The 19,413-nt window shown below is 45.0% G+C and carries 18 protein-coding genes and 1 pseudogene; 7 read left to right on the top strand and 12 right to left on the bottom strand.

Annotation, left to right across the window (positions count from 1 at the left end; all coding sequences use genetic code 11):
• Positions 1-153: 153 nt before the first annotated feature.
• Positions 154-536: pseudogene (locus AB6E52_RS21100) on the top strand (DDE-type integrase/transposase/recombinase); the annotation flags it as partial.
• A gap of 50 nt (positions 537-586) precedes the next feature.
• Here the strand turns inward: AB6E52_RS21100 and AB6E52_RS21105 are convergent.
• A complete protein-coding gene (locus AB6E52_RS21105) occupies positions 587-817 on the bottom strand; it encodes a pyocin activator PrtN family protein (RefSeq protein WP_102319813.1) in 231 nt (76 codons plus the stop codon).
• A 552-nt stretch (positions 818-1,369) separates the two neighbouring features.
• Between AB6E52_RS21105 and zur the strand changes: the two genes are divergently transcribed.
• A complete protein-coding gene (zur, locus tag AB6E52_RS21110) occupies positions 1,370-1,828 on the top strand; it encodes a zinc uptake transcriptional repressor Zur (protein WP_017059941.1) in 459 nt (152 codons plus the stop codon).
• Between the two features lie 17 nt (positions 1,829-1,845).
• On the top strand, positions 1,846-2,307 hold the full coding sequence (locus AB6E52_RS21115; RefSeq protein ID WP_017059940.1) for a chemotaxis protein CheX: 462 nt from the start codon (positions 1,846-1,848) through the stop codon (positions 2,305-2,307).
• 153 nt (positions 2,308-2,460) lie between these two features.
• Here AB6E52_RS21115 and pgi read toward each other — a convergent pair whose 3' ends face one another.
• Positions 2,461-4,113, bottom strand: a complete 1,653-nt coding sequence (pgi, locus tag AB6E52_RS21120) for a glucose-6-phosphate isomerase (RefSeq protein WP_102319812.1) — start codon at positions 4,111-4,113, stop codon at positions 2,461-2,463.
• Positions 4,114-4,439: 326 nt separating this feature from the next.
• Here pgi and AB6E52_RS21125 point away from each other — a divergent pair, with 326 nt between their 5' ends.
• Positions 4,440-4,859, top strand: coding sequence for a secondary thiamine-phosphate synthase enzyme YjbQ (locus AB6E52_RS21125; RefSeq protein WP_065677852.1), 420 nt, complete (start codon positions 4,440-4,442; stop codon positions 4,857-4,859).
• 117 nt (positions 4,860-4,976) lie between these two features.
• Here AB6E52_RS21125 and AB6E52_RS21130 read toward each other — a convergent pair whose 3' ends face one another.
• Genes AB6E52_RS21130 through AB6E52_RS21140 form a run of 3 tightly spaced genes read right to left on the bottom strand, consistent with a single transcriptional unit; the run spans position 4,977 to position 8,668 of the window.
• Complete coding sequence (locus AB6E52_RS21130) at positions 4,977-6,182, bottom strand: BamA/TamA family outer membrane protein (protein WP_102319811.1); 1,206 nt, start codon at positions 6,180-6,182, stop codon at positions 4,977-4,979.
• 2 nt (positions 6,183-6,184) lie between these two features.
• Complete coding sequence (alr, locus tag AB6E52_RS21135) at positions 6,185-7,270, bottom strand: alanine racemase (RefSeq protein WP_017059936.1); 1,086 nt, start codon at positions 7,268-7,270, stop codon at positions 6,185-6,187.
• A 6-nt stretch (positions 7,271-7,276) separates the two neighbouring features.
• Positions 7,277-8,668 (bottom strand): replicative DNA helicase, encoded by a 1,392-nt coding sequence (locus tag AB6E52_RS21140; RefSeq protein WP_016767560.1) that lies wholly within the window; start codon positions 8,666-8,668, stop codon positions 7,277-7,279.
• 176 nt (positions 8,669-8,844) lie between these two features.
• Here AB6E52_RS21140 and AB6E52_RS21145 point away from each other — a divergent pair, with 176 nt between their 5' ends.
• Positions 8,845-9,762: a DUF481 domain-containing protein gene (locus tag AB6E52_RS21145; RefSeq protein WP_102319810.1), complete on the top strand. Its 918-nt coding sequence runs from the start codon at positions 8,845-8,847 to the stop codon at positions 9,760-9,762.
• Positions 9,763-9,942: 180 nt separating this feature from the next.
• Here the strand turns inward: AB6E52_RS21145 and rplI are convergent, their stop codons facing one another.
• The 5 genes from rplI to rnr all read right to left on the bottom strand — a co-directional run bounded on the left by rplI (position 9,943) and on the right by rnr (position 14,859).
• Positions 9,943-10,395 (bottom strand): 50S ribosomal protein L9, encoded by a 453-nt coding sequence (gene rplI, locus AB6E52_RS21150; RefSeq protein ID WP_010434182.1) that lies wholly within the window; start codon positions 10,393-10,395, stop codon positions 9,943-9,945.
• A 38-nt stretch (positions 10,396-10,433) separates the two neighbouring features.
• Positions 10,434-10,661 (bottom strand): 30S ribosomal protein S18, encoded by a 228-nt coding sequence (gene rpsR / locus AB6E52_RS21155; protein ID WP_000090472.1) that lies wholly within the window; start codon positions 10,659-10,661, stop codon positions 10,434-10,436.
• 112 nt (positions 10,662-10,773) lie between these two features.
• Positions 10,774-11,163, bottom strand: a complete 390-nt coding sequence (gene rpsF / locus AB6E52_RS21160) for a 30S ribosomal protein S6 (RefSeq protein WP_004741278.1) — start codon at positions 11,161-11,163, stop codon at positions 10,774-10,776.
• A gap of 277 nt (positions 11,164-11,440) precedes the next feature.
• Positions 11,441-12,181: a 23S rRNA (guanosine(2251)-2'-O)-methyltransferase RlmB gene (gene rlmB / locus AB6E52_RS21165; protein ID WP_017063180.1), complete on the bottom strand. Its 741-nt coding sequence runs from the start codon at positions 12,179-12,181 to the stop codon at positions 11,441-11,443.
• Positions 12,182-12,357: 176 nt separating this feature from the next.
• The gene (gene rnr / locus AB6E52_RS21170; RefSeq protein ID WP_017063179.1) at positions 12,358-14,859 is read right to left on the bottom strand and encodes a ribonuclease R; all 2,502 of its coding nucleotides are present in this window, start codon (positions 14,857-14,859) and stop codon (positions 12,358-12,360) included.
• Between the two features lie 247 nt (positions 14,860-15,106).
• On the opposite strand from rnr, the gene AB6E52_RS21175 reads away from it, so the two are divergent.
• On the top strand, positions 15,107-16,516 hold the full coding sequence (locus AB6E52_RS21175; protein ID WP_102319809.1) for an amidohydrolase: 1,410 nt from the start codon (positions 15,107-15,109) through the stop codon (positions 16,514-16,516).
• 143 nt (positions 16,517-16,659) lie between these two features.
• On the opposite strand, the gene motX is transcribed toward AB6E52_RS21175, so the two are convergent.
• Both motX and AB6E52_RS21185 read right to left on the bottom strand, forming a co-directional pair.
• The gene (gene motX, locus AB6E52_RS21180; RefSeq protein ID WP_102319808.1) at positions 16,660-17,295 is read right to left on the bottom strand and encodes a flagellar protein MotX; all 636 of its coding nucleotides are present in this window, start codon (positions 17,293-17,295) and stop codon (positions 16,660-16,662) included.
• A gap of 298 nt (positions 17,296-17,593) precedes the next feature.
• On the bottom strand, positions 17,594-18,910 hold the full coding sequence (locus tag AB6E52_RS21185) for an adenylosuccinate synthase (protein ID WP_010434108.1): 1,317 nt from the start codon (positions 18,908-18,910) through the stop codon (positions 17,594-17,596).
• Between the two features lie 172 nt (positions 18,911-19,082).
• On the opposite strand from AB6E52_RS21185, the gene AB6E52_RS21190 reads away from it, so the two are divergent.
• On the top strand, positions 19,083-19,271 hold the full coding sequence (locus AB6E52_RS21190) for a DUF2065 domain-containing protein (RefSeq protein ID WP_010434105.1): 189 nt from the start codon (positions 19,083-19,085) through the stop codon (positions 19,269-19,271).
• The last annotated feature ends 142 nt before the right edge of the window (positions 19,272-19,413 follow it).

Consider the following 19,413-nt stretch of genomic DNA (forward strand, 5'->3'; position numbering starts at 1 on the left):
TGTGGATTTAGCACTATTAGATCATATTTGTTAACAAAGTGCGATCCCGCCCTGCTATTAACCCCACATTCAAACACCATTACTTTCACATACGTTTTTACGTTTTAATTGCGCTATTTCATTTGGTGCATTCCACTATGAAGAGCAATCAACGGTAACCACTATTTGAAGTATTTAGCGGTTGTTATTGATCTTTTAGCTCGTAAAGTGATTGGTTGGTCGATGTCTTTATCACCCGCTCCTCGGTTAACAGGTAAAGCTCTTTCGATGGCTAATGAGTCACGTGGTAAGCCCAGAAGTGTCACGTTCCATAGCGATCAAGGTAGTCACTATACCAATCGTAAGTACCGCCAATTACTGTGGCGTTTTCAAGTCAAACAGAGTTTATCTCGCAAAGGAAGTTGCTGGGATAATGCGCCAATGGAGCGCTTCTTTAGAAGTGTAAAGACGGAATGGGTCCCAACGGTGGCCTAACGCACAATGAATCAGAACGATTATATTGGGAAAACTCTAAAACCGTGACCAATTTTAGTTGACCACTACAGTAAGAAAGAAGCAGATTAGTGAAAAAGAGGGATTAGCGCAGCTACCTGCGTTTTGAGTCTACGAACTTAGCCAGATCTTCCAGATGAACCACCAACTTTGCCTTTTGCCCTTCCCCCATAGCCACGACAGGAATGAGCAAACTTCCCGAAAGGTAATGACGCCTTGCAACTCTATAGGTAACTCCTAAGTACTCTTCACAAAGCTCTGAGAGCGGGATAAGGACCTTTCCATGTTGCTTTAGAAGCAAATCAAAAGTTGAGATTCTTTTCATAGCCTCGATCTCCAGTTATCTACTGGTTATACTATGAACAATGATTTGAAAAGTTTGGCAAAATAGCAGGACGTTTTTACGTGTTTCGACTTTGACTAGCAGATTTATGATATGAAAAGTTAACTATGGGCACTCAGTGGGCACAAACCAATAATTAAATATTTGTAATTCATTAGGTTAGTTAAAATTCGCTACTATCGAGCATTGGAGCGACAGACAATCTACATGAATGTGTCATGGTAAAGTACCCTGGTAGCGAGTCAAAAAAATATGCTGGAATACCCAGCAAAAGCAAGGTCGGCTATTGTAAATGCTATGCCCAGTTTGTGCTATATGAACTTTACCTCACATTTTTTATTTAAACCTATTCACCAAACCTCTAATTCAGCCTCACTAATCAGTTATGCCTTGAGTCACACTGTCATTTTGAGTTACCTTGTCTTATTCAAAGTCGTGGGTCACAATACGCTCTGTACCTGACTTTAATAGAAATCATTGGCTCCCAAAACGTAATAACCTAGAAATAAGGTTTGATTAGGGATGTCCGATTGAATGGTGAAAAATTTGGACCACACATTAATAGAGCAAGTTGAAGGGATATGCGCATCGCGAGGCGTTAGATTAACACCTCAAAGAAAGCGAGTGTTTGAGCTCATCCTCTCTAATAAAAAAGCCTCCAGTGCTTATGAATTATTAGAGCAGTTGAAAGTCAGTGAACCGCAAGCCAAGCCACCTACAGTATATCGCGCTTTGGATTTCTTGTTGGAGCAAGGTTTCATTCACAGAGTTGAGTCAACCAATAGCTTCATATGCTGCTGCTCTTGCAATGCCAACAAACATTTCTCCCAACTACTGATCTGCGATAAATGTGGCACTGTGATAGAACTGCAAGACGATGCGCTTGTCACCCTACTCGCCAGTAACGCTGAGAAGCATGGCTTTCAATTGACGAATCATGTCATTGAATCGCATGGCATTTGCCAATCTTGCTCCTCCGAGATGAAAGAATAAGATTATAGAAGAACATTATGCGCGCTGAATTTGTAAACCCGTTTTTAGCTTCTTTGATGAACGTATTAAAAACGATGGCTTCTCTAGAATTGAAGCCACAAAAACCGAGAGTTAAGAAAGATGAAATCGCTCGTGGTGATGTATCCGGCCTAATTGGTATGGTGGGTACACAATCTCGTGGCTCTATGTCGATCACCTTTGATGAAGGTCTCGCTCTCGAAATCATGGAAAACATGCTTGGTGAACGACCAAACGGCCTCAACGAAGAAGTGACCGATATGGTGGGTGAAATCACTAACATGGTGACTGGCGGTGCGAAACGTATTCTTGCGGAAAGCGGTTTTGACTTCGATATGGCAACACCAATCGTGGTTTCCGGTAAAGGTCATACGATTCGTCACAAGTGTGATGGGGCAATCATCATCATGCCTTTCTCATCTCAATGGGGTAATGCTTTCATCGAGATCTGTTTCGAATAACAGCTGTTTATTTCTAGCAGTACTGAGTATCAACTCAAAGAAGGTTGGCATCATGCCAGCCTTTTTTATTACCTGCGATTTAACCAATGCTTGCTATACAGATACAAAAGCGCCAACCCGAAGGTTGGCGTTTTTTTGGTGCTATCAACTCAATTAAGCTTTAAGCGCTTTAAATGCGTTGATTAGACCGTTAGTTGAGCTGTCGTGAGACGTTACTTGAGCATCGTCAGTAAGCTCTGGAAGAATTTGGTTTGCTAGTTGCTTACCAAGTTCTACACCCCATTGGTCGAAGCTGAAGATGTTCCAGATAACGCCTTGAACGAAGATCTTGTGCTCGTACATCGCGATTAGGTTACCTAAAGAGCGAGGGTTGATTTGCTTAACAAGAATAGAGTTCGTTGGACGGTTACCTTCAAATACTTTGAAAGGTACAAGCTCAGCCACTTCTTCAGCTGTTTTGCCAGCCGCTAGGAATTCAGCTTCCACTGTCTCTTTTGTCTTACCGAATGCTAGTGCTTCAGTTTGAGCAAAGAAATTAGACATCAACTTCTGGTGGTGATCAGATGCTGGGTTGTGGCTGATAGCAGGAGCAATAAAGTCTGATGGGATCAGCTTAGTGCCTTGGTGAATCAGTTGGTAGAAAGCATGCTGACCGTTTGTACCAGGTTCGCCCCAGATGATAGGACCTGTTTGGTACTCTACCGGGTTGCCTTCACGGTCTACAAACTTACCGTTTGATTCCATGTTGCCTTGCTGGAAGTAAGCTGCAAAACGGTGCATGTACTGGTCGTAAGGTAGAATTGCTTCTGACTCAGCGCCGTGGAAGTTGTTATACCAAATACCGATAAGCGCAAGGATTACTGGAATGTTGCTTTCAAACTCAGTTGAAGCAAAGTGGTTATCCATCTCGTGAGCACCTTCTAGTAGCTCAACGAAGTTATCGAAGCCAACAGATAGTGAGATAGAAAGACCGATTGCAGACCATAGTGAGTAACGACCACCAACCCAGTCCCAGAATTCGAACATGTTGTCAGTATCAATACCAAACTCAGCGACCGCAGTTGCGTTAGTTGATAGTGCTGCGAAGTGTTTAGCTACGTGTGCGTTGTCACCCGCTTCAGCCAAGAACCAATCACGTGCAGAGTGCGCGTTAGTCATTGTTTCTTGAGTCGTGAATGTTTTAGATGCCACTAAGAATAGCGTTGTTTCTGGATTAAGAGGCTTAAGTGTCTCAACGATGTGAGTGCCATCTACGTTAGAAACGAAGTGCATGTTTAGGCGAGTTTTGTATGGCGTTAGTGCTTCAGTCACCATGTATGGACCAAGATCCGAACCGCCGATACCGATGTTAACTACATCAGTGATCTCTTTACCTGTGTAACCTTTCCACTCACCAGAAACGATGCGGTGTGTGAACAGTTCCATTTTTGCTAGTACAGCGTTAACTGCTGGCATTACGTCTTTGCCGTCAACCATTACTGGCTTGTCGCTACGGTTACGTAGAGCAGTGTGAAGTACTGAACGACCTTCAGTCTTGTTGATTGCATCACCACCGAACATTGCTTCGATTGCAGACTTAACTTCAGTCTCGTTCGCAAGAGCAAATAGGTGCTGCATAGTTTCAGCATCGATAAGGTTCTTAGAGTAATCCACTAAGATGTCAGAACCGAAACGAGTAGAAAAGCTCTCGAAACGCTTTGCATCTTGAGCAAACAGCTCTTTCATATCCATATCTTGAGCAGACTCAAAATGTGCCGTTAGAGCTTTCCACGCTTGTGTTTGCGTTGGGTTGATATTTTTCAACATGGTATCTATCCCGATGTTACTGTAGGTTTTATTCTAAACGTCACCTGGGTGATGAATAGAACCCCCGATTAGGCGAAAGTTTATATTTTTCTGTGATGACCAAACCGCGTCACCACTGAAAGATTCTTTGTAATTTTTTTTCACGACGTATTATGCCGCATATGAAGAGCTGTACCTTGAGATAAATCAGGATTAGATTTCCTGACAGAAGAATCGGTACAGACTCTAGCTCTAACATAATTAAATGTGAGCGATACCTGATAAATTCAAGTTCAAAAGATAGCGTTAAACCACTTTTTTTCCAAATACATTATAAAGGATGGCGTATGTGGATTCAGAAGACTATACACCTAAATGCACGAAAGCGTGGATTTCATCTCATTACTGATGAAATTGAACAACAGATACACGATATCAATTCTCTATCTGTTGGTTTATTACATCTTTTTATCCAACATACCTCTGCCAGCCTCACGCTAAACGAGAACGCTGATCCTACCGTCCGTAACGATATGGAGTCGCACTTCAATAAGTTTGTCCCAGAGCGAGCGCCCTACTACAGACACACCTATGAAGGTGATGATGACATGCCTGCCCACATTAAAGCATCGACACTTGGCACCAGTGTGACAATACCAATTAGCAATGGTCGTTTAGCTTTAGGTACATGGCAGGGCATTTACTTAGGAGAGCACCGAGATTGTGGTGGAAGCCGAACTGTGATTGCTACGATGCAAGGTGAGTAGACTGCTTGAAAACAAGATCTCCTTAATAAAAACAATATCTTGTTAATAAAAAAGAGTGGTGTGTTTCCACGACCACTCTTATCAAGATAGTATTTGGCCTACTGTAGGCCGAAAGCTTTAGAAGGGCTGGTTTATCATAACCCTAAAGGTTCCTTCATCACCGCCTCGCGCTAATTCTGCACGAACAACAATGCCTTCCACTTGAAAACGAACCGCGCCGCCTAAGCTCCATTTCATATCGGTGTGCAATTCTTTGATATCGTACTCATCGGCAACGCGCCCTAATTCAGCAAACGCTACCCATTGCCACCAAGGCAAATCGTAGTAATTAATCAGCGGGATATCACCCAAAGGTTGCCAGTCAGGAATCACTCGGTACTCAGCAGAATAATGAACCGCAGAACGTCCGTGGTAACGACCTCCGGTATAACCTCGTAAGCGATATAAACCACCAAGTCGAGCTTGTTCAGTTTCCGGTGGACGAGCACAATCTTGCCCAGAGCAGTTATCCCACGTTGGCGTGTCAGCGGTATAGAAATCAAATGCTAAAACTTGTTGATCGAACAGGTCCCCTAAAGGACCTAAAGCAAAGTACTGGCTATTTTGGAAGGTCCACTTAAGCCACAAGTCATCGTTAGACCAACTCTCTGCGCCAGTGGTGAACTCAAGGTTAGTGTGAGAACCTCTGGTCGGGTTGCGTGTGCTATCACGGTTATCCCAATCAAACGCCAAACTAAAGCCTGTTGCCTCCTCGGTATTATTTAAACCTTCCAACTCACGAGCAGTATAAAAAGGCGTAAATAGAATCGAACTGACACCCGATTCGATTGGCGAAGCAAAGCTCACATCTTTGATTGGCTGAAAAGCACCGAGTAAACCGTGTTCTGCAACGTTGCCCCAAGGTAGCAAATACTTAAACTCAAACTGATAGTTTTGCTCTAAGCCATCAGCAATGGTTTTGTCATCGATAGATGAATCATTATCGCCTTGAGAACCAATGTAATACGGGTTGTCGTTGAAGCGCGCTTGATACATCTGAGTGCTAAACAATACGTTCTCAGACAAGGCATAGTTAAAAGCCGATAGAAAACCGACGTAACTGTCTTTGTCTGAATAGAGTGCCATACCAAACAGAGCGGCTTGAGGTTGCCAAACACCCTTTGCGACACCCGCAACCCCAAAGGTGTTACCCATGGTTTCGGTGCTGAAGTAGAAAGGAACAAAGGCTGAATCTTTTTCTTCACTTAGAACAGAAGAAGAAAAGCTGACACCAGTTACTGCCATTGCAGACATTAACCAGTATCGAGAAGTTCGCTTGAACATATCTATTTTACGTATTCCATTGCCACGCGAGACGTCAGTTTAGTCACGAGCTCGTAAGCGATAGTGCCGATATGTTCAGCCACTTCTTCTGAGGGTAAGTCTTTACCCCAAAGCGTCGCCTCGTCACTCACTTTATCCGTAGCATCAGGACCAAGGTCAACTGTTAGCATGTCCATGGACACACGCCCTGCGATTGGTACTTTTCGTCCATTAACGAATACTGGGGTGCCGTTAGGTGCAGTGCGAGGATAACCATCGCCGTAACCAATTGCGATAACACCAACCTTGGTATCACGCTCACTGGTCCAGTTACCACCATAACCCACACTTTCACCAGCCTTCACATCACGAACCGCAATTAAGTGTGAAGTCAGAGTCATCACCGGCAAAAAGCCCAGCTCTTGCGCTGATTTATCAACAAACGGAGAAACACCATAAGAGATGATTCCCGGACGAACCCAATCAAGGTGGCTGTCTGGCCAAGCGAGTAAACCCGCAGAGGCAGCAAGTGAACGCTCCCCTTCACAACCTTCAGTAAGCGACAAGAAAAGCTCTGTCTGTTCAACGGTGGTTGCTCTATCCAGTTCATCAGCACAACCGAAGTGGCTCATGTAACGTAGAGGTTTGGCAACATTCGCACATTGATGCAAACGCTCAACAAAGTTTTGGTATTGCTCAGGGCGAACACCTAATCGGTGCATACCACTGTCGACTTTTAGCCATACCACAACGGGTGTTTCCAAATCCGCATTCTCTAGCGCGCTTAATTGCTCTTCACAATGCACCACCGTTTGAATGTTATTGGTCACCAAGATTGGCAAATCGCCCGAAGAGTAAAATCCTTCCAGCAACAAAATAGGTTTAACAATGCCACCAGCACGAAGTTGTAACGCTTCTTCAATACGCGCCACACCAAAAGCATCAGAGCTTTTTGAATGCTTGGCTATATGCAGTAAGCCGTGTCCGTAGCCATTGGCTTTCACAACAGACATGACCTTGCACTGAGGAGCCTTCGACTTTATCTGGTTCAGGTTATGTTCGAGCGCGTTTAAGTCAATGCTCGCCGTCGCCGCTTTCATGTAAGTCATTAGCGATTACTCATCATCAAATGCAGGGCCTGCATAGTTATCAAATCGGGAGTGTTGGCCTTGGAACGTAAGACGAACCGAACCGATCGGACCGTTACGTTGCTTACCAAGGATGATCTCAGCAATGCCTTTCAAGGAACTATCTGGGTTATAAACCTCATCACGATAGATGAACATGATCAAATCGGCATCTTGCTCAATCGAACCTGATTCACGCAAATCCGAGTTTACTGGGCGCTTATCAGCACGTTGCTCTAGGGAACGGTTAAGCTGAGAAAGTGCCACAACCGGAACGTTGAGCTCTTTTGCTAACGCTTTCAATGAGCGAGAAATCTCGGCGATTTCAAGAGTACGGTTATCAGATAACGAAGGTACACGCATTAATTGAAGGTAATCTATCATGATCATAGAGATACCATCGTGTTCACGAGCGATACGTCGAGCACGAGAACGCACTTCTGTTGGCGTTAGACCCGAGCTGTCATCGATATACATATTCTTCTTATCCATCAGAATACCCATACTCGACGAGATACGAGCCCAATCTTCATCATCTAGCTGACCAGTACGAATCTTGGTTTGGTCTACGCGAGAAAGTGACGCAAGCATACGCATCATCAGCTGTTCGGCTGGCATCTCTAGCGAGAAGATTAAAACCGGTTTGTCTTGCTTCATCGCCGCGTTTTCACACAAGTTCATCGCAAATGTGGTTTTACCCATCGATGGACGAGCAGCAACAATAATTAAGTCAGAGCCTTGTAGACCTGCTGTTTTCTTGTTGAGGTCGTTGAAGCCAGTATCGACACCTGTCACACCATCTTGCGGCGTTTTGTATAGGATCTCGATACGTTCTAGCGTCTTCTCTAGAATGCTATCAACGTTTTGTGGACCTTCGTTTTCACTTGCACGGCCTTCGGCAATCGCGAAGACTTTACTTTCAGCAAGATCAACCAGCTCTTCCGAAGTACGACCTTGAGGGTCATAACCAGAATCAGCAATCTCATTCGCGACACCAATCAGGCTACGAACAAGTGCACGTTGCGCTACGATATCCGCATACGCATTGATGTTTGCGGCACTTGGTGTGTTTTTCGCTAAGTCAGCAAGGTAAGCAAAGCCACCCACTTCTTCAAGTTGCTCACGCAGCTCTAAATGTTCAGAGAGTGTAATAAGATCCAGAGGAGAACTTTCTTCAAGGATATCCTTTACCGCTTCAAAGATCAGACGGTGAGGACGGCTATAAAAGTCTTTGGCCACAACCTTTTCGGCAACTGTATCCCAGCGTTCGTTATCTAATAACAAACCGCCAATAACAGATTGCTCAGCTTCTAATGAATGTGGCGGGACCTTGATGGCGTCCACCTGATCGTTGGCTGATTTCTGACTTTTGGTATCCACTATGACTACACTCAATAACTAATAATGATCGTTCATTATACCCAAGAACATCCGTTTGTAATCCGATCCTATGAGTTTGTTTTATTCTTCAGGAAGAATTTACCTATTGCTGACGGAATTAACCAAGGGTAGCATTACGATCCTGCCATTCACTCACTGTATAACTAGAGGTATGCGTGTCCAAATTATTGGCTCTGAGCACTGGTCTTCTAAGCTCTAGTCTTCTAAGCATCGGTCTCCTGAGCACTCCGTTGGCCTTAGCTGATGATACTAAAGCCTCTGTTGATGCTAATACCTCTGTTGATTCTATTCTCGACTCTATAGTAGTACCAGAAACTACAGCTGAGCCGATCGTCGTTGCACCGACACCTGAAGAAAAAGAGTTGGATATCGCACCGAGTGATACAAGTGATACAGAACTACCGAGCCCGCTAAAAACGGAAGTCGAATTTGGATATCAGTCGCATACTGGTAACTCTGATTCACGAGCGCTTAACGCACGCCTTAACGGTGAGTACACGGCTGGCCGTCATAGAACCAGTGGTGAATGGAAATACTACAACCTCTACAAAGATGGCGAAGAAGATAAAAGGCAATCGACTTACTCAGCTCAGAGTGACTACAAGTTAAGCCCTAAAACCTACCTTTACGGCAGTTTCAAAGGAGTCGACTCGAGATACAGTGCTTACTTTAAGGACTACACAATTTCGAGTGGTCTGGGTTACCAGTTTTCGAATACCGAAGAGTTTGTATTGGAAGTCGAAGTGGGCCCAGGTTTTCGTTACCAAGAGCCAAACCTCGATGAGATCGACGATGATGACATCATCTTCCCAGAGATTGTTGAAGAGGCAATTTTCCGTGGCAACGTGAATACGTCATGGCAGGTGTTGAAGAATTTGCAGCTCAAGGCAGACGTGACGCTTGTCTCTGGTCACAGTAACCTAAAGTTTGATACTGAGTTAGAAGCCATCAACGATATTACTGACAATATCGCGCTGAAGATCGCTCACTCTCGCCAGTACCACGATAAAGTGCCTGAAGGCTTAAGCAAACAAGACTCTGTTCTATCGATCAACTTGCTCTTCCAGTTCTAATCTTAGGCCACCTCTAACCTTGAGAACAACTTGTTCAGCAATAACAGCTTATGGATCACCGTAAGCTTTTTACCTACTGTAGCCCTTCCTTGTACTTTCCTATATTCCAGACATAAAAAAACACCAGCCGAAGCTGGTGTTTAAAACTTTCAAAAGAAAGAATTCGTCTTGGTACTGAAATTACTCAGCTGCAACGATAGCGATTTTCGCAGTAGCAAAAACTTCAGAGTGAAGTTGGATGCTTACTTCGAATTCGCCGATGTTACGTAGAGCGCCTTCAGGTAGGCGTACTTCGCTCTTAGCTACTGCAACACCTGCCGCTGTAATAGCGTCAGCGATGTCACGAGTACCGATAGAACCGAATAGTTTACCTTCGTCACCAGCTTTAGAAGCGATTGTAACGCCTTCTAGAGTGTTAACGCTCTCTGCACGAGCTTCAGCAGCAGCTAGTTGCTCAGCAACTTTAGCTTCTAGTTCAGCACGACGAGTTTCGAACATAGCAACGTTGTCTTTAGTTGCCATAACTGCTTTACCCTGTGGGATAAGGAAGTTACGAGCGTAACCAGATTTAACGTTTACTTGGTCGCCAAGGCCACCTAGGTTACCGATCTTATCAAGTAGAATAACTTGCATTATCTTAGTCCTCTTAAACTATTATTAACTATTACCGATTACTGATGCTTGTCAGTGTACGGTAGTAGAGCTAGGTAACGAGAACGCTTGATAGCGCGAGCTAGTTGACGCTGGTACTTAGCGCTTGTACCAGTGATACGGCTAGGTACGATTTTACCAGCTTCAGTGATGTAGTTTTTAAGAGTTGCTACGTCTTTGTAGTCAATCTCTTGTACGCCTTCTGCAGTGAAACGGCAGAATTTACGACGACGGAAGAAACGAGCCATGGGCTATCTCCTGATCTTAAATTTAGTAAAGCGGTCTTTCACAATTATCGAAATAACTATCAATGACCTAAAACAAGTTGAGAATTTTTTAAGGCGTTAAGCCAAAAAAGAATTACTCAGCAGCTGCTTCTGGTTTAGCTTCTGTACGCTCTTCGCGACGAGGAGCACGCTCTGCACGCTCTTCTTTTTGCTTAAGCATAATAGATTGCTCAGTCACAGCGCCTTTAGTGCGCATGATCATGTTACGTAGAACTGCATCGTTGAAACGGAAAGCAGTTTCTAGCTCGTCAATCACTTCTTGACCAGCTTCAACGTTCATAAGAACGTAGTGAGCTTTGTGAAGCTTGTTGATTGGGTAAGCCATTTGACGACGACCCCAGTCTTCTAGACGGTGGATAGTACCGCCAGCTTCAGTGATAGAACCAGTGTAACGCTCGATCATGCCAGCAACTTGCTCGCTTTGATCAGGGTGAACCATGAATACGATTTCGTAATGACGCATTTGGTTGCTCCTTACGGATTATTAGCTTCCACGAGTGGCCCGGTCGTCCAGAGGAAGCAAGGAACTAAAGATAAATGACCGAGTTTTAAGGACGGCAAATGTTATAGAAAGAACCCGGTATTGGCAAGCGCTATTTGGTGAATAATGAAACAGTTTTTCTGTCGCCATCTAGCCATCCGACAAACCGATGGATTTTGCTATAACAGCCTAAAAAGAAACGCCCACCAGCAAGTGGTGAGCGCTAATAAATTCATAGACTTAAAGCAGCGTTAACGCATTACTGAGCTAAACGCTGTCTTACCGCTTCGAACAGGCAAATACCCGACGCCACAGAAACATTTAAGCTCGATACGCTACCTGCCATTGGAATCTTAATCAGATCATCGCAAGTTTCACGAGTTAAACGACGCATACCGTCACCTTCTGCACCCATAACTACCGCAAGAGGACCCGTTAGCTTCGCTTGATAGATATCATGCGTTGCTTCACCTGCCGTACCCACAAACCATACGCCCTGCTCTTGCAGTGCACGCATTGTGCGAGCTAGGTTGGTTACGCGCACGAGAGGAACCGTTTCAGCTGCGCCACATGCAACCTTGCTTACCGTTGCTGTTAACGGCGAAGAGCGATCTTTAGGTACGATAACCGCAGCGACACCTGCGGCATCCGCGTTACGTAGACAAGCGCCTAGGTTATGAGGGTCTGTTACGCCGTCTAGAACTAACAGCAAAGGCTGTTCGTGCTGCGCTAGGATATCGTCTAGGTGAGTTTCATTAAGCTGCTTAGCAGGCTTCACCTTAGCAATAAGACCTTGGTGATTCGCACCTTGTGCTTTTTCATCCAACGGCTTACGACCCATCTGTTGAATCGACACACCAAACTGTTGCAGTTGGTTCAGTAATGGAAGAAGACGCTCGTCTTGGCGACCTTTCAATACATACGCTTCGATAAAACGTGCAGGATCTTTTTCTAGTACGGCTTTCACCGCGTGAATACCGTAAATAAATTCGTTACTCATTGTCTCAAGTTACTCTTATTGCTCAGAGAAGAATGACATCAATGCCGATGCATCCCTCTCTGTGTTGTTCATTTCGAGAGTAGCGTCTTACGCCTGATACTCTCGCATTAAATTAAATCAGTTAGGCGCTAAACCTGATTAGCAGAGCGCCTTATTAGCCTTAAGATTTATCAGTCTTAAGAGTTATCAGCCTTTGGCTTACGGCTTGCTGCACGCTTTTTCTTAGCGCGAGCTTTAGCAGCACCGGTTTTATTCGCTGGCTTTTTCTTCTTAGCAGGGCCTTCGCTGCTTCCGTCAGGTCGCTTAGTTGGCTCAACCATAGGCTTCGCTGATACACCTGGCTTATTACTCTTCACTGCTGAGCGCTTCTTGCTTTTCGCCTTTTTCATCGCTTCTGCTGCACGCTTCTTGGCTGTTTTGCCTTTGCCACGCGGCTGACGATCAGTGTCTTCTAAGTCAAAGTCGATTTGGCGAGTTTCTAAATTAACCGCAGAAACCTTCACTTTAACCGAATCACCCAAGCGGTAGATATTACCTGAGCTTTCACCCACTAGACGCTGACCAACAGCATCAAATTGGTAGTAATCATTCGCTAGCGCTGAGATGTGTACCAAGCCATCAATGTGCAGTTCAGTTAGACGAACAAAGAAGCCAAAACCAGTCACGTTGGCAATCACACCATCCATCACCTCACCGACATGGTCTTGCATGTATTCACACTTCAACCAGTCGTTTACTTCACGCGTTGCGTCATCAGCACGACGTTCAGTCATTGAACACTGCTCGCCGTAGAAGTCCATATCATCGAAAGTGTAGTGGTAACCACCAGTTGGCGTCCAACGTTCGCTGTTACGACCTTCTTCTTTCGCAATAAGGTACTTAATCGCACGGTGCAATAGCAAATCTGGGTAACGACGAATTGGCGAGGTAAAGTGAGCATAGCGTTTAAGAGCTAAACCAAAGTGACCCGCGTTATCCGCGTTGTATACCGCTTGCTTCATTGAGCGTAGCAGCATAGTTTGGATTAATTCACGATCTTCACGTTCATTAATCTGTTGCATCAGTTGTGCATAGTCTACTGGTGATGGCGACAGACCACCTTCCAGTGTTAAACCTAATTCACTTAAAAAGCTCTTGAAGCCCATTAAGCGCTCTTCGCCCGGAGTTTCGTGAACACGGTACAGCGCAGGCTCTTTCGCTTTTTCTACGTAAGATGCCGATGCGATATTCGCAAGAATCATACATTCTTCGATGATCTTGTGTGCATCGTTACGAATTACTGGCTCAATACGGTCGATCTTACGATCCGCATTGAAGATAAACTTAGTTTCTACCGTTTCAAATTCAATCGCACCACGTTCGTCACGCGTTTTCTTAAGCACCTTATACATCTTATGAAGCTCTTCAAGATGTGGTACTTCAGGTTCGTAACGCTCACGTAATTCTTCATTGCCATCTAAGATCGCGCCTACTTTGTTATAAGTAAGACGAGCATGAGAATTCATTACCGCTTCGTAGTGCTTGTAGCCTGACAGTTTACCTTTGTCTGAGATAGTCATCTCACACACCATACATAAACGGTCTACCTGAGGGTTCAATGAACACAAACCATTTGAAAGCACTTCTGGCAGCATTGGCACGACTTGTGACGGGAAGTATACCGAGTTACCACGGTTAATCGCTTCTTTGTCTAGCGCTGTATCTGGGCGAACGTAGTAACTTACGTCAGCAATCGCTACCCATAGACGCCAGCCGCCGCCTTTCTTCGCTTCACAGTAAACCGCATCATCGAAGTCACGCGCATCTTCACCATCAATGGTAACCAATGGCAGTTTACGCAGGTCTACACGTCCTTCTTTTGCTTCTTCAGGAACATGCTCACCTAGGTTTTCGATTTGCTTATCTACCGCTTCAGGCCACTCTTGTGGGATCTGGTGAGTACGGATCGCAATCTGCGTTTCCATACCCGGCGCCATGTTTTCACCAAGAACTTCGGTTACTTTCCCCATCATGTTACGAGAACGACCACCGCGATCCGTAATTTCAATCACAACCACATTACCCATTCGAGCACCGCCTTTATGCTCAGTAGGGATCTGGATGTCGTGACTAATACGCGAATCATCAGCAACAACGTAAGAATGGCCGTACTCTAGGAAGAAGCGACCAACAAGTGGCGTTTTACGCTCTTCAAGCACACGAACCAAGCGACCTTCACGACGGCCACGCTTACTGTTGTCAGTAGGCTGAACCAATACGTAATCACCGTGCATGATGGTTTTCATCTGATGATGCGGCAGCACGATATCATTGTCTTTACCCACACTACCGTCTGGGCGAACCCAACCATGACCGTCTTTATGACCAATCACATAGCCTTTGATCAGTTCCATCTTCTCAGGCAATGCGTAGCACTGACGACGAGTAAAGATAAGCTGTCCATCACGCTCCATTGCACGCAAACGACGACGCAACCCTTCATATTGTTCCTCTCCAGCAAGACCCAAAGCTTCGAATAGATCGTTGCGGTTCATCGGAATATTCGCGTCTGTTAGAAACGAAATAATGAACTCTCGGCTTGGTACTGGGTTATCGTAATTTTTCGACTCTCGGTCGGCAAAAGGATCAACAGTGGTTGTCGCTGTCGTATTTTCTGACGTTGGTGTGTTTTTTGACATAGGCGGGCCTGCTTAAGCAAGGAAGGTATATACCCCTAGTATATCTGATGCTAGGGGTAAGCTACAGATATGCTTTAGAAAACACTCAAATAACCTTAGATTGATACATATCTTCACTTTGTGAAACATCGCTTCATAGACGTGGACTATCATCAAAATTTCAAGCAAACGATAAAACAAACGTTTGCGCCATGAATGAAATACACGATTATCCACGCACTTTACCAACTCCTGTTCTGGGTATGATATGAAACTAAAACGCACTTTATTGGCTTCAGCTATGGCGAGCCTAGCGCTGTTCCCATTCGCAAGTTTGGCAATGGAAAAAGCTGACCTGATGATTACCGATGCGATGGTTCTAACCATGAACCAAGACAAAACGGTTTATGAGAGCGGTACTGTTGTGGTCAAAGACAACAAAATCATTGCGGTTGGAGATGCTTCACTAGAGAAGCAGTACCAAGCTAAGCAAGTGTTAGACGTGGATGGCGATATCGTTATGCCAGGTCTCATCAATACCCATACTCATGTATCAATGACAGTTTTCCGTTCGTTGGCCGATGATGTGCCAGATCGCCTGCACCGTTACATCTTTCCGCTAGAGAAGAAGCTAGTATCGCGAGACATGGTACGCATTGGTGCGAACCTAGGTAACGTTGAAATGGTGAAAGGCGGTGTGACAACTTACGCCGACATGTACTACTTCGAAGATGAAGTCGCAAAAACCGTCGATAAGATCGGTATGCGTGCCATCCTAGGTGAAACGGTGATTAAGTTCCCTGTAGCCGATGCGGCCAACGCCGAAGAAGGCATTAAGTACGCGTTGAACTTCATTGAAGAATACAAAGATCACCCGCGAATCACACCAGCGTTTGCACCGCATGCGCCTTACACCAACACCACAGAGATCCTGCAGAAAATATCTAAGCTCTCCCTAGAGTTAGATGTTCCAGTAATGATTCACCTTGCAGAATCACACCGTGAAGAAGAGAAAATCGCAGAGCGTTCTGATGGATTGTCCCCGGTTCAATACATGGACAGCATTGGCGCACTCAACAAGAACTTGGTGGGTGCACACATGATCCTCGTTGACGAACATGATATCGAACTGGTGAAGAAATCGGATATGGGTGTAGCTCATAACATGAGTGCTAACATCAAGTCAGCAAAAGGTGTATCACCTGCCCTTAAGATGTATGACGAGAACGTGCGTATCGGTTTAGGTACTGATGGCCCAATGTCTGGTAACACACTGAGCACCATTGATGAGTTCAACCAAGTCGCTAAAGTTCACAAGCTAGTTAACAAAGATCGTGCTGCGATGCCGCCGATCAAAGTGATCGACATGGCGACCATGGGCGCAGCAAAAGCGCTGCACATGGAAGATAAGATCGGCTCTCTTGAAGCAGGCAAACTGGCTGACATCATAGTGATCGATACTAAGGCGCCAAACATGGTTCCAGTCTACAACCCATACTCAGCACTGGTGTACTCAGCTAACTCAGGCAATGTTCGTCACTCCATCGTTGATGGCAAGATCATCATGCAAGATCGCGACATGCTAACGGTAGACGAAGATAAGATTCGTCAAGAAGCACTCGATTTCACCAAGGCTGTTCGTGAAACGGTGATTGAGTCTGGTGAGGTGGTTCAATAACGCTACCGAATTAGATAAACGGTTTTCCGTTCAGATCAAAAAAGGCCTCGCTGATGAATCTCAGCGAGGCCTTTTTAATACGAGTTTTTTAGATGATTAACGAGTGCAGTCATTAATCATCATTGCTCATTCAATAATCTGTCTTACCAGAACAAGTCTCGACGCTTTGCTCGAGCAATAATATTGTCTGGCATTCTCTGTTCCAGACCGCTACGAAGCACAGTGATACGTCTGTGTTGTCTTTGGTCTGCGGTTACCGAATTATACAACCAACGGTAAGCATCTTCATAATCCAATGGGCTACCGTAGTCACGTAACAAGAGTTCCGCTAAGTGAATGCTCGCACTTAAGTTACCCATCGAGGCTGCTTCACGTAGATACGGAATCGCACGCTCTTTGTCTTGTTGTACCAAAGTACCACGAGAGTAATAACGACCTAACTGCTCTAATGCAGCGGGTAAACCTTGATGTGCCGCGTTCTCCATATAGTAAAGGCCAAGCTCTACATCTTGTGGAACACACACACCCCAAGCCAACATATCACCGTATAAAAACTCATAAGAAGGCAAGCTAATACGCGTTGCGCGAGCAACGATATCTTCAACTAACTGGCACTTATCAGCTTTCACTCGCTCTAGATGTTGATTATTTTCGATTAAATTAATCAGTTCAGCTTCTGTATATATTGGAACGGGCTCTCCCACATCAGCCAAATTAGCATGACTCAAGGGTGAACTCAGCGCCATTATTAATGAAGCTGCCACAATTCGTAGCTTCATACCTGCACTCTATTATCTGTCGCTAAAGTTATCTATTGAGGAATGCAGAGGATTTCTACACGCACAAAACAGGGTGAACTTCACTTTCCATGATATCTGTATCGGCAATAACCCCGACGGCTTTAGACAAAACTTGCCGCTAATGGGCAATATTTTGCCTGATGACGCTTAAAAGATCACCATCAAAGAGTGAACGGCTAAATTGCAGGTATTAAAAAGCCGACTTAATAAAGTCGGCTTTTAGAAAACTATTTTATTATCAAAGCACTGTTCGTGCCTGGTAATCACTCAGCAGGCATTATGCGCCGTATGGGTGAACCTTGATGATAGTTTCGTTACGATCTGGGCCAGTTGATACGATATCAATTGGAACGCCAGTTAGGTCTTCGATACGCTTGATGTAATCTAGAGCAGCTTGTGGAAGCGCGTCGATAGATTTAGCACCAAATGTGTTTTCAGACCAACCAGGCATTGTTTCGTAGATTGGCGTCGCTTCTTCGAATGACTCAGCAGCCATTGGAGAAACTTCTAGGATAGAACCATCTTTCATCTTGTAACCAGTACAGATTTTTAGTTCTTCTAGGCCATCTAGAACGTCTAGTTTAGTTAGACACATACCAGATAGAGAGTTGATTTGGATTGCACGACGCATAGCAACAGCATCGAACCAACCAGTACGACGTAGACGACCAGTTGTTGCGCCAAACTCGTGACCAACATCGCCTAGGTGTTTACCAACTGGGTCTTGCTTCTCAAGGCCATCGTATAGCTCAGTAGGGAATGGACCTGAACCAACACGAGTACAGTAAGCCTTAGTAATACCAAGGATGTAACCGATGTGACGAGGACCGAAACCAGAACCTGCAGCAACACCACCAGCAGTCGTGTTAGAAGACGTTACGTATGGGTAAGTACCGTGGTCGATATCTAGTAGCGTACCTTGAGCACCTTCGAACATGATCTTGTCGCCGCGCTTACGTGCTGCGTCTAGTTCGTCAGTTACGTCGATAACCATCGCAGTTAACATATCTGCGTAGCTCATCGCTTGCTCAAGAACTTCTTCGTAGCTTACTGTTTCAGCTTTGTAGAAGTGCTCTAGTTGGAAGTTGTGGAATTCCATCACTTCTTTTAGCTTCTCAGCAAATGCTTCTTTATCGAAAAGGTCGCCAACGCGTAGACCGCGACGAGCAACTTTATCTTCGTAAGCAGGACCGATACCACGACCCGTTGTACCGATAGCTTTAGCGCCACGAGCGATTTCACGCGCGTTGTCGATTGCAATGTGGTACGGAAGAATTAGAGGACAAGCTTCAGAGATGAAAAGACGTTCACGTACTGGAATACCGCGATCTTCAAGAGGCTTCATTTCTTTTAGAAGTGCGTCAGGCGATAATACTACACCGTTACCAATAACACATTTAACGTTATTACGTAGGATGCCTGATGGAATTAAGTGAAGAACGGTTTTTTCACCGTCAATTACAAGTGTGTGACCTGCATTGTGACCGCCTTGGTAGCGAACCACGTATTTTGCATCTTCAGTTAAAAGGTCAACGATTTTACCTTTACCTTCATCACCCCATTGGGTGCCTAGAACGACTACGTTATTTCCCATCTTTCCAATTTCTGTTGCTAATTAAAAATGGATTCTAGCACTGAATCACACTTCTTGCAGTCACTTTTTGTTCATAAACGTTAACGCTGTACAAAAATAAACCAGCCATAACTGGGGGCAGATGTGTAAAGATACTGATATCATTGCTTTTTTACAGATAAAAGGCAGAACCATGTCTCAATCAATTTGGCTCGCTATTGGGCTCGTACTTATTGTGGAAGGGCTCGGCCCCTTGATTGCACCCAATGGCTGGAGAAACATGGTCGCGCAACTGAGCGAGCAACCAGACACGCAACTGCGCCGCATTGGAGGCTGTCTTGTGGTGGCTGGAGCGGTTATCGCTTTCATGACCTACCGCTAGGTTTCTATAAGTAGAACGCTGTTAAGCGCCTTCCCTCGCGCCCCAATAGTGAATCCACAAACATGTCTCCTCCTGAAAGAAGTCATAGAATCGAGTAGGAGGAGGCCTCACGGCCTCCGTCCTCTCACACCACCGTACAAGC

This window comes from Vibrio sp. 10N.247.311.13 (assembly GCF_041467595.1).
Classification (GTDB): Bacteria; Pseudomonadota; Gammaproteobacteria; order Enterobacterales; family Vibrionaceae; genus Vibrio; species Vibrio crassostreae_C.

Bases quoted from the DNA above. Each gene is read 5' to 3' on its own strand.
- AB6E52_RS21125 (WP_065677852.1), top strand. From the start codon at position 4,440: ATGTGGATTCAGAAGACTATACACCTAAATGCACGAAAGCGTGGATTT.
- rlmB (WP_017063180.1), bottom strand. From the start codon at position 12,181: ATGAGTAACGAATTTATTTACGGTATTCACGCGGTGAAAGCCGTACTA.
- AB6E52_RS21175 (WP_102319809.1), top strand. From the start codon at position 15,107: ATGAAACTAAAACGCACTTTATTGGCTTCAGCTATGGCGAGCCTAGCG.
- pgi (WP_102319812.1), bottom strand. From the start codon at position 4,113: ATGTTGAAAAATATCAACCCAACGCAAACACAAGCGTGGAAAGCTCTA.
- rpsR (WP_000090472.1), bottom strand. From the start codon at position 10,661: ATGGCTCGTTTCTTCCGTCGTCGTAAATTCTGCCGTTTCACTGCAGAA.
- AB6E52_RS21105 (WP_102319813.1), bottom strand. From the start codon at position 817: ATGAAAAGAATCTCAACTTTTGATTTGCTTCTAAAGCAACATGGAAAG.
- AB6E52_RS21190 (WP_010434105.1), top strand. From the start codon at position 19,083: ATGTCTCAATCAATTTGGCTCGCTATTGGGCTCGTACTTATTGTGGAA.
- rnr (WP_017063179.1), bottom strand. From the start codon at position 14,859: ATGTCAAAAAACACACCAACGTCAGAAAATACGACAGCGACAACCACT.
- AB6E52_RS21115 (WP_017059940.1), top strand. From the start codon at position 1,846: ATGCGCGCTGAATTTGTAAACCCGTTTTTAGCTTCTTTGATGAACGTA.
- AB6E52_RS21130 (WP_102319811.1), bottom strand. From the start codon at position 6,182: ATGTTCAAGCGAACTTCTCGATACTGGTTAATGTCTGCAATGGCAGTA.
- zur (WP_017059941.1), top strand. From the start codon at position 1,370: ATGGTGAAAAATTTGGACCACACATTAATAGAGCAAGTTGAAGGGATA.
- rplI (WP_010434182.1), bottom strand. From the start codon at position 10,395: ATGCAAGTTATTCTACTTGATAAGATCGGTAACCTAGGTGGCCTTGGC.
- motX (WP_102319808.1), bottom strand. From the start codon at position 17,295: ATGAAGCTACGAATTGTGGCAGCTTCATTAATAATGGCGCTGAGTTCA.
- alr (WP_017059936.1), bottom strand. From the start codon at position 7,270: ATGACTTACATGAAAGCGGCGACGGCGAGCATTGACTTAAACGCGCTC.
- AB6E52_RS21185 (WP_010434108.1), bottom strand. From the start codon at position 18,910: ATGGGAAATAACGTAGTCGTTCTAGGCACCCAATGGGGTGATGAAGGT.
- rpsF (WP_004741278.1), bottom strand. From the start codon at position 11,163: ATGCGTCATTACGAAATCGTATTCATGGTTCACCCTGATCAAAGCGAG.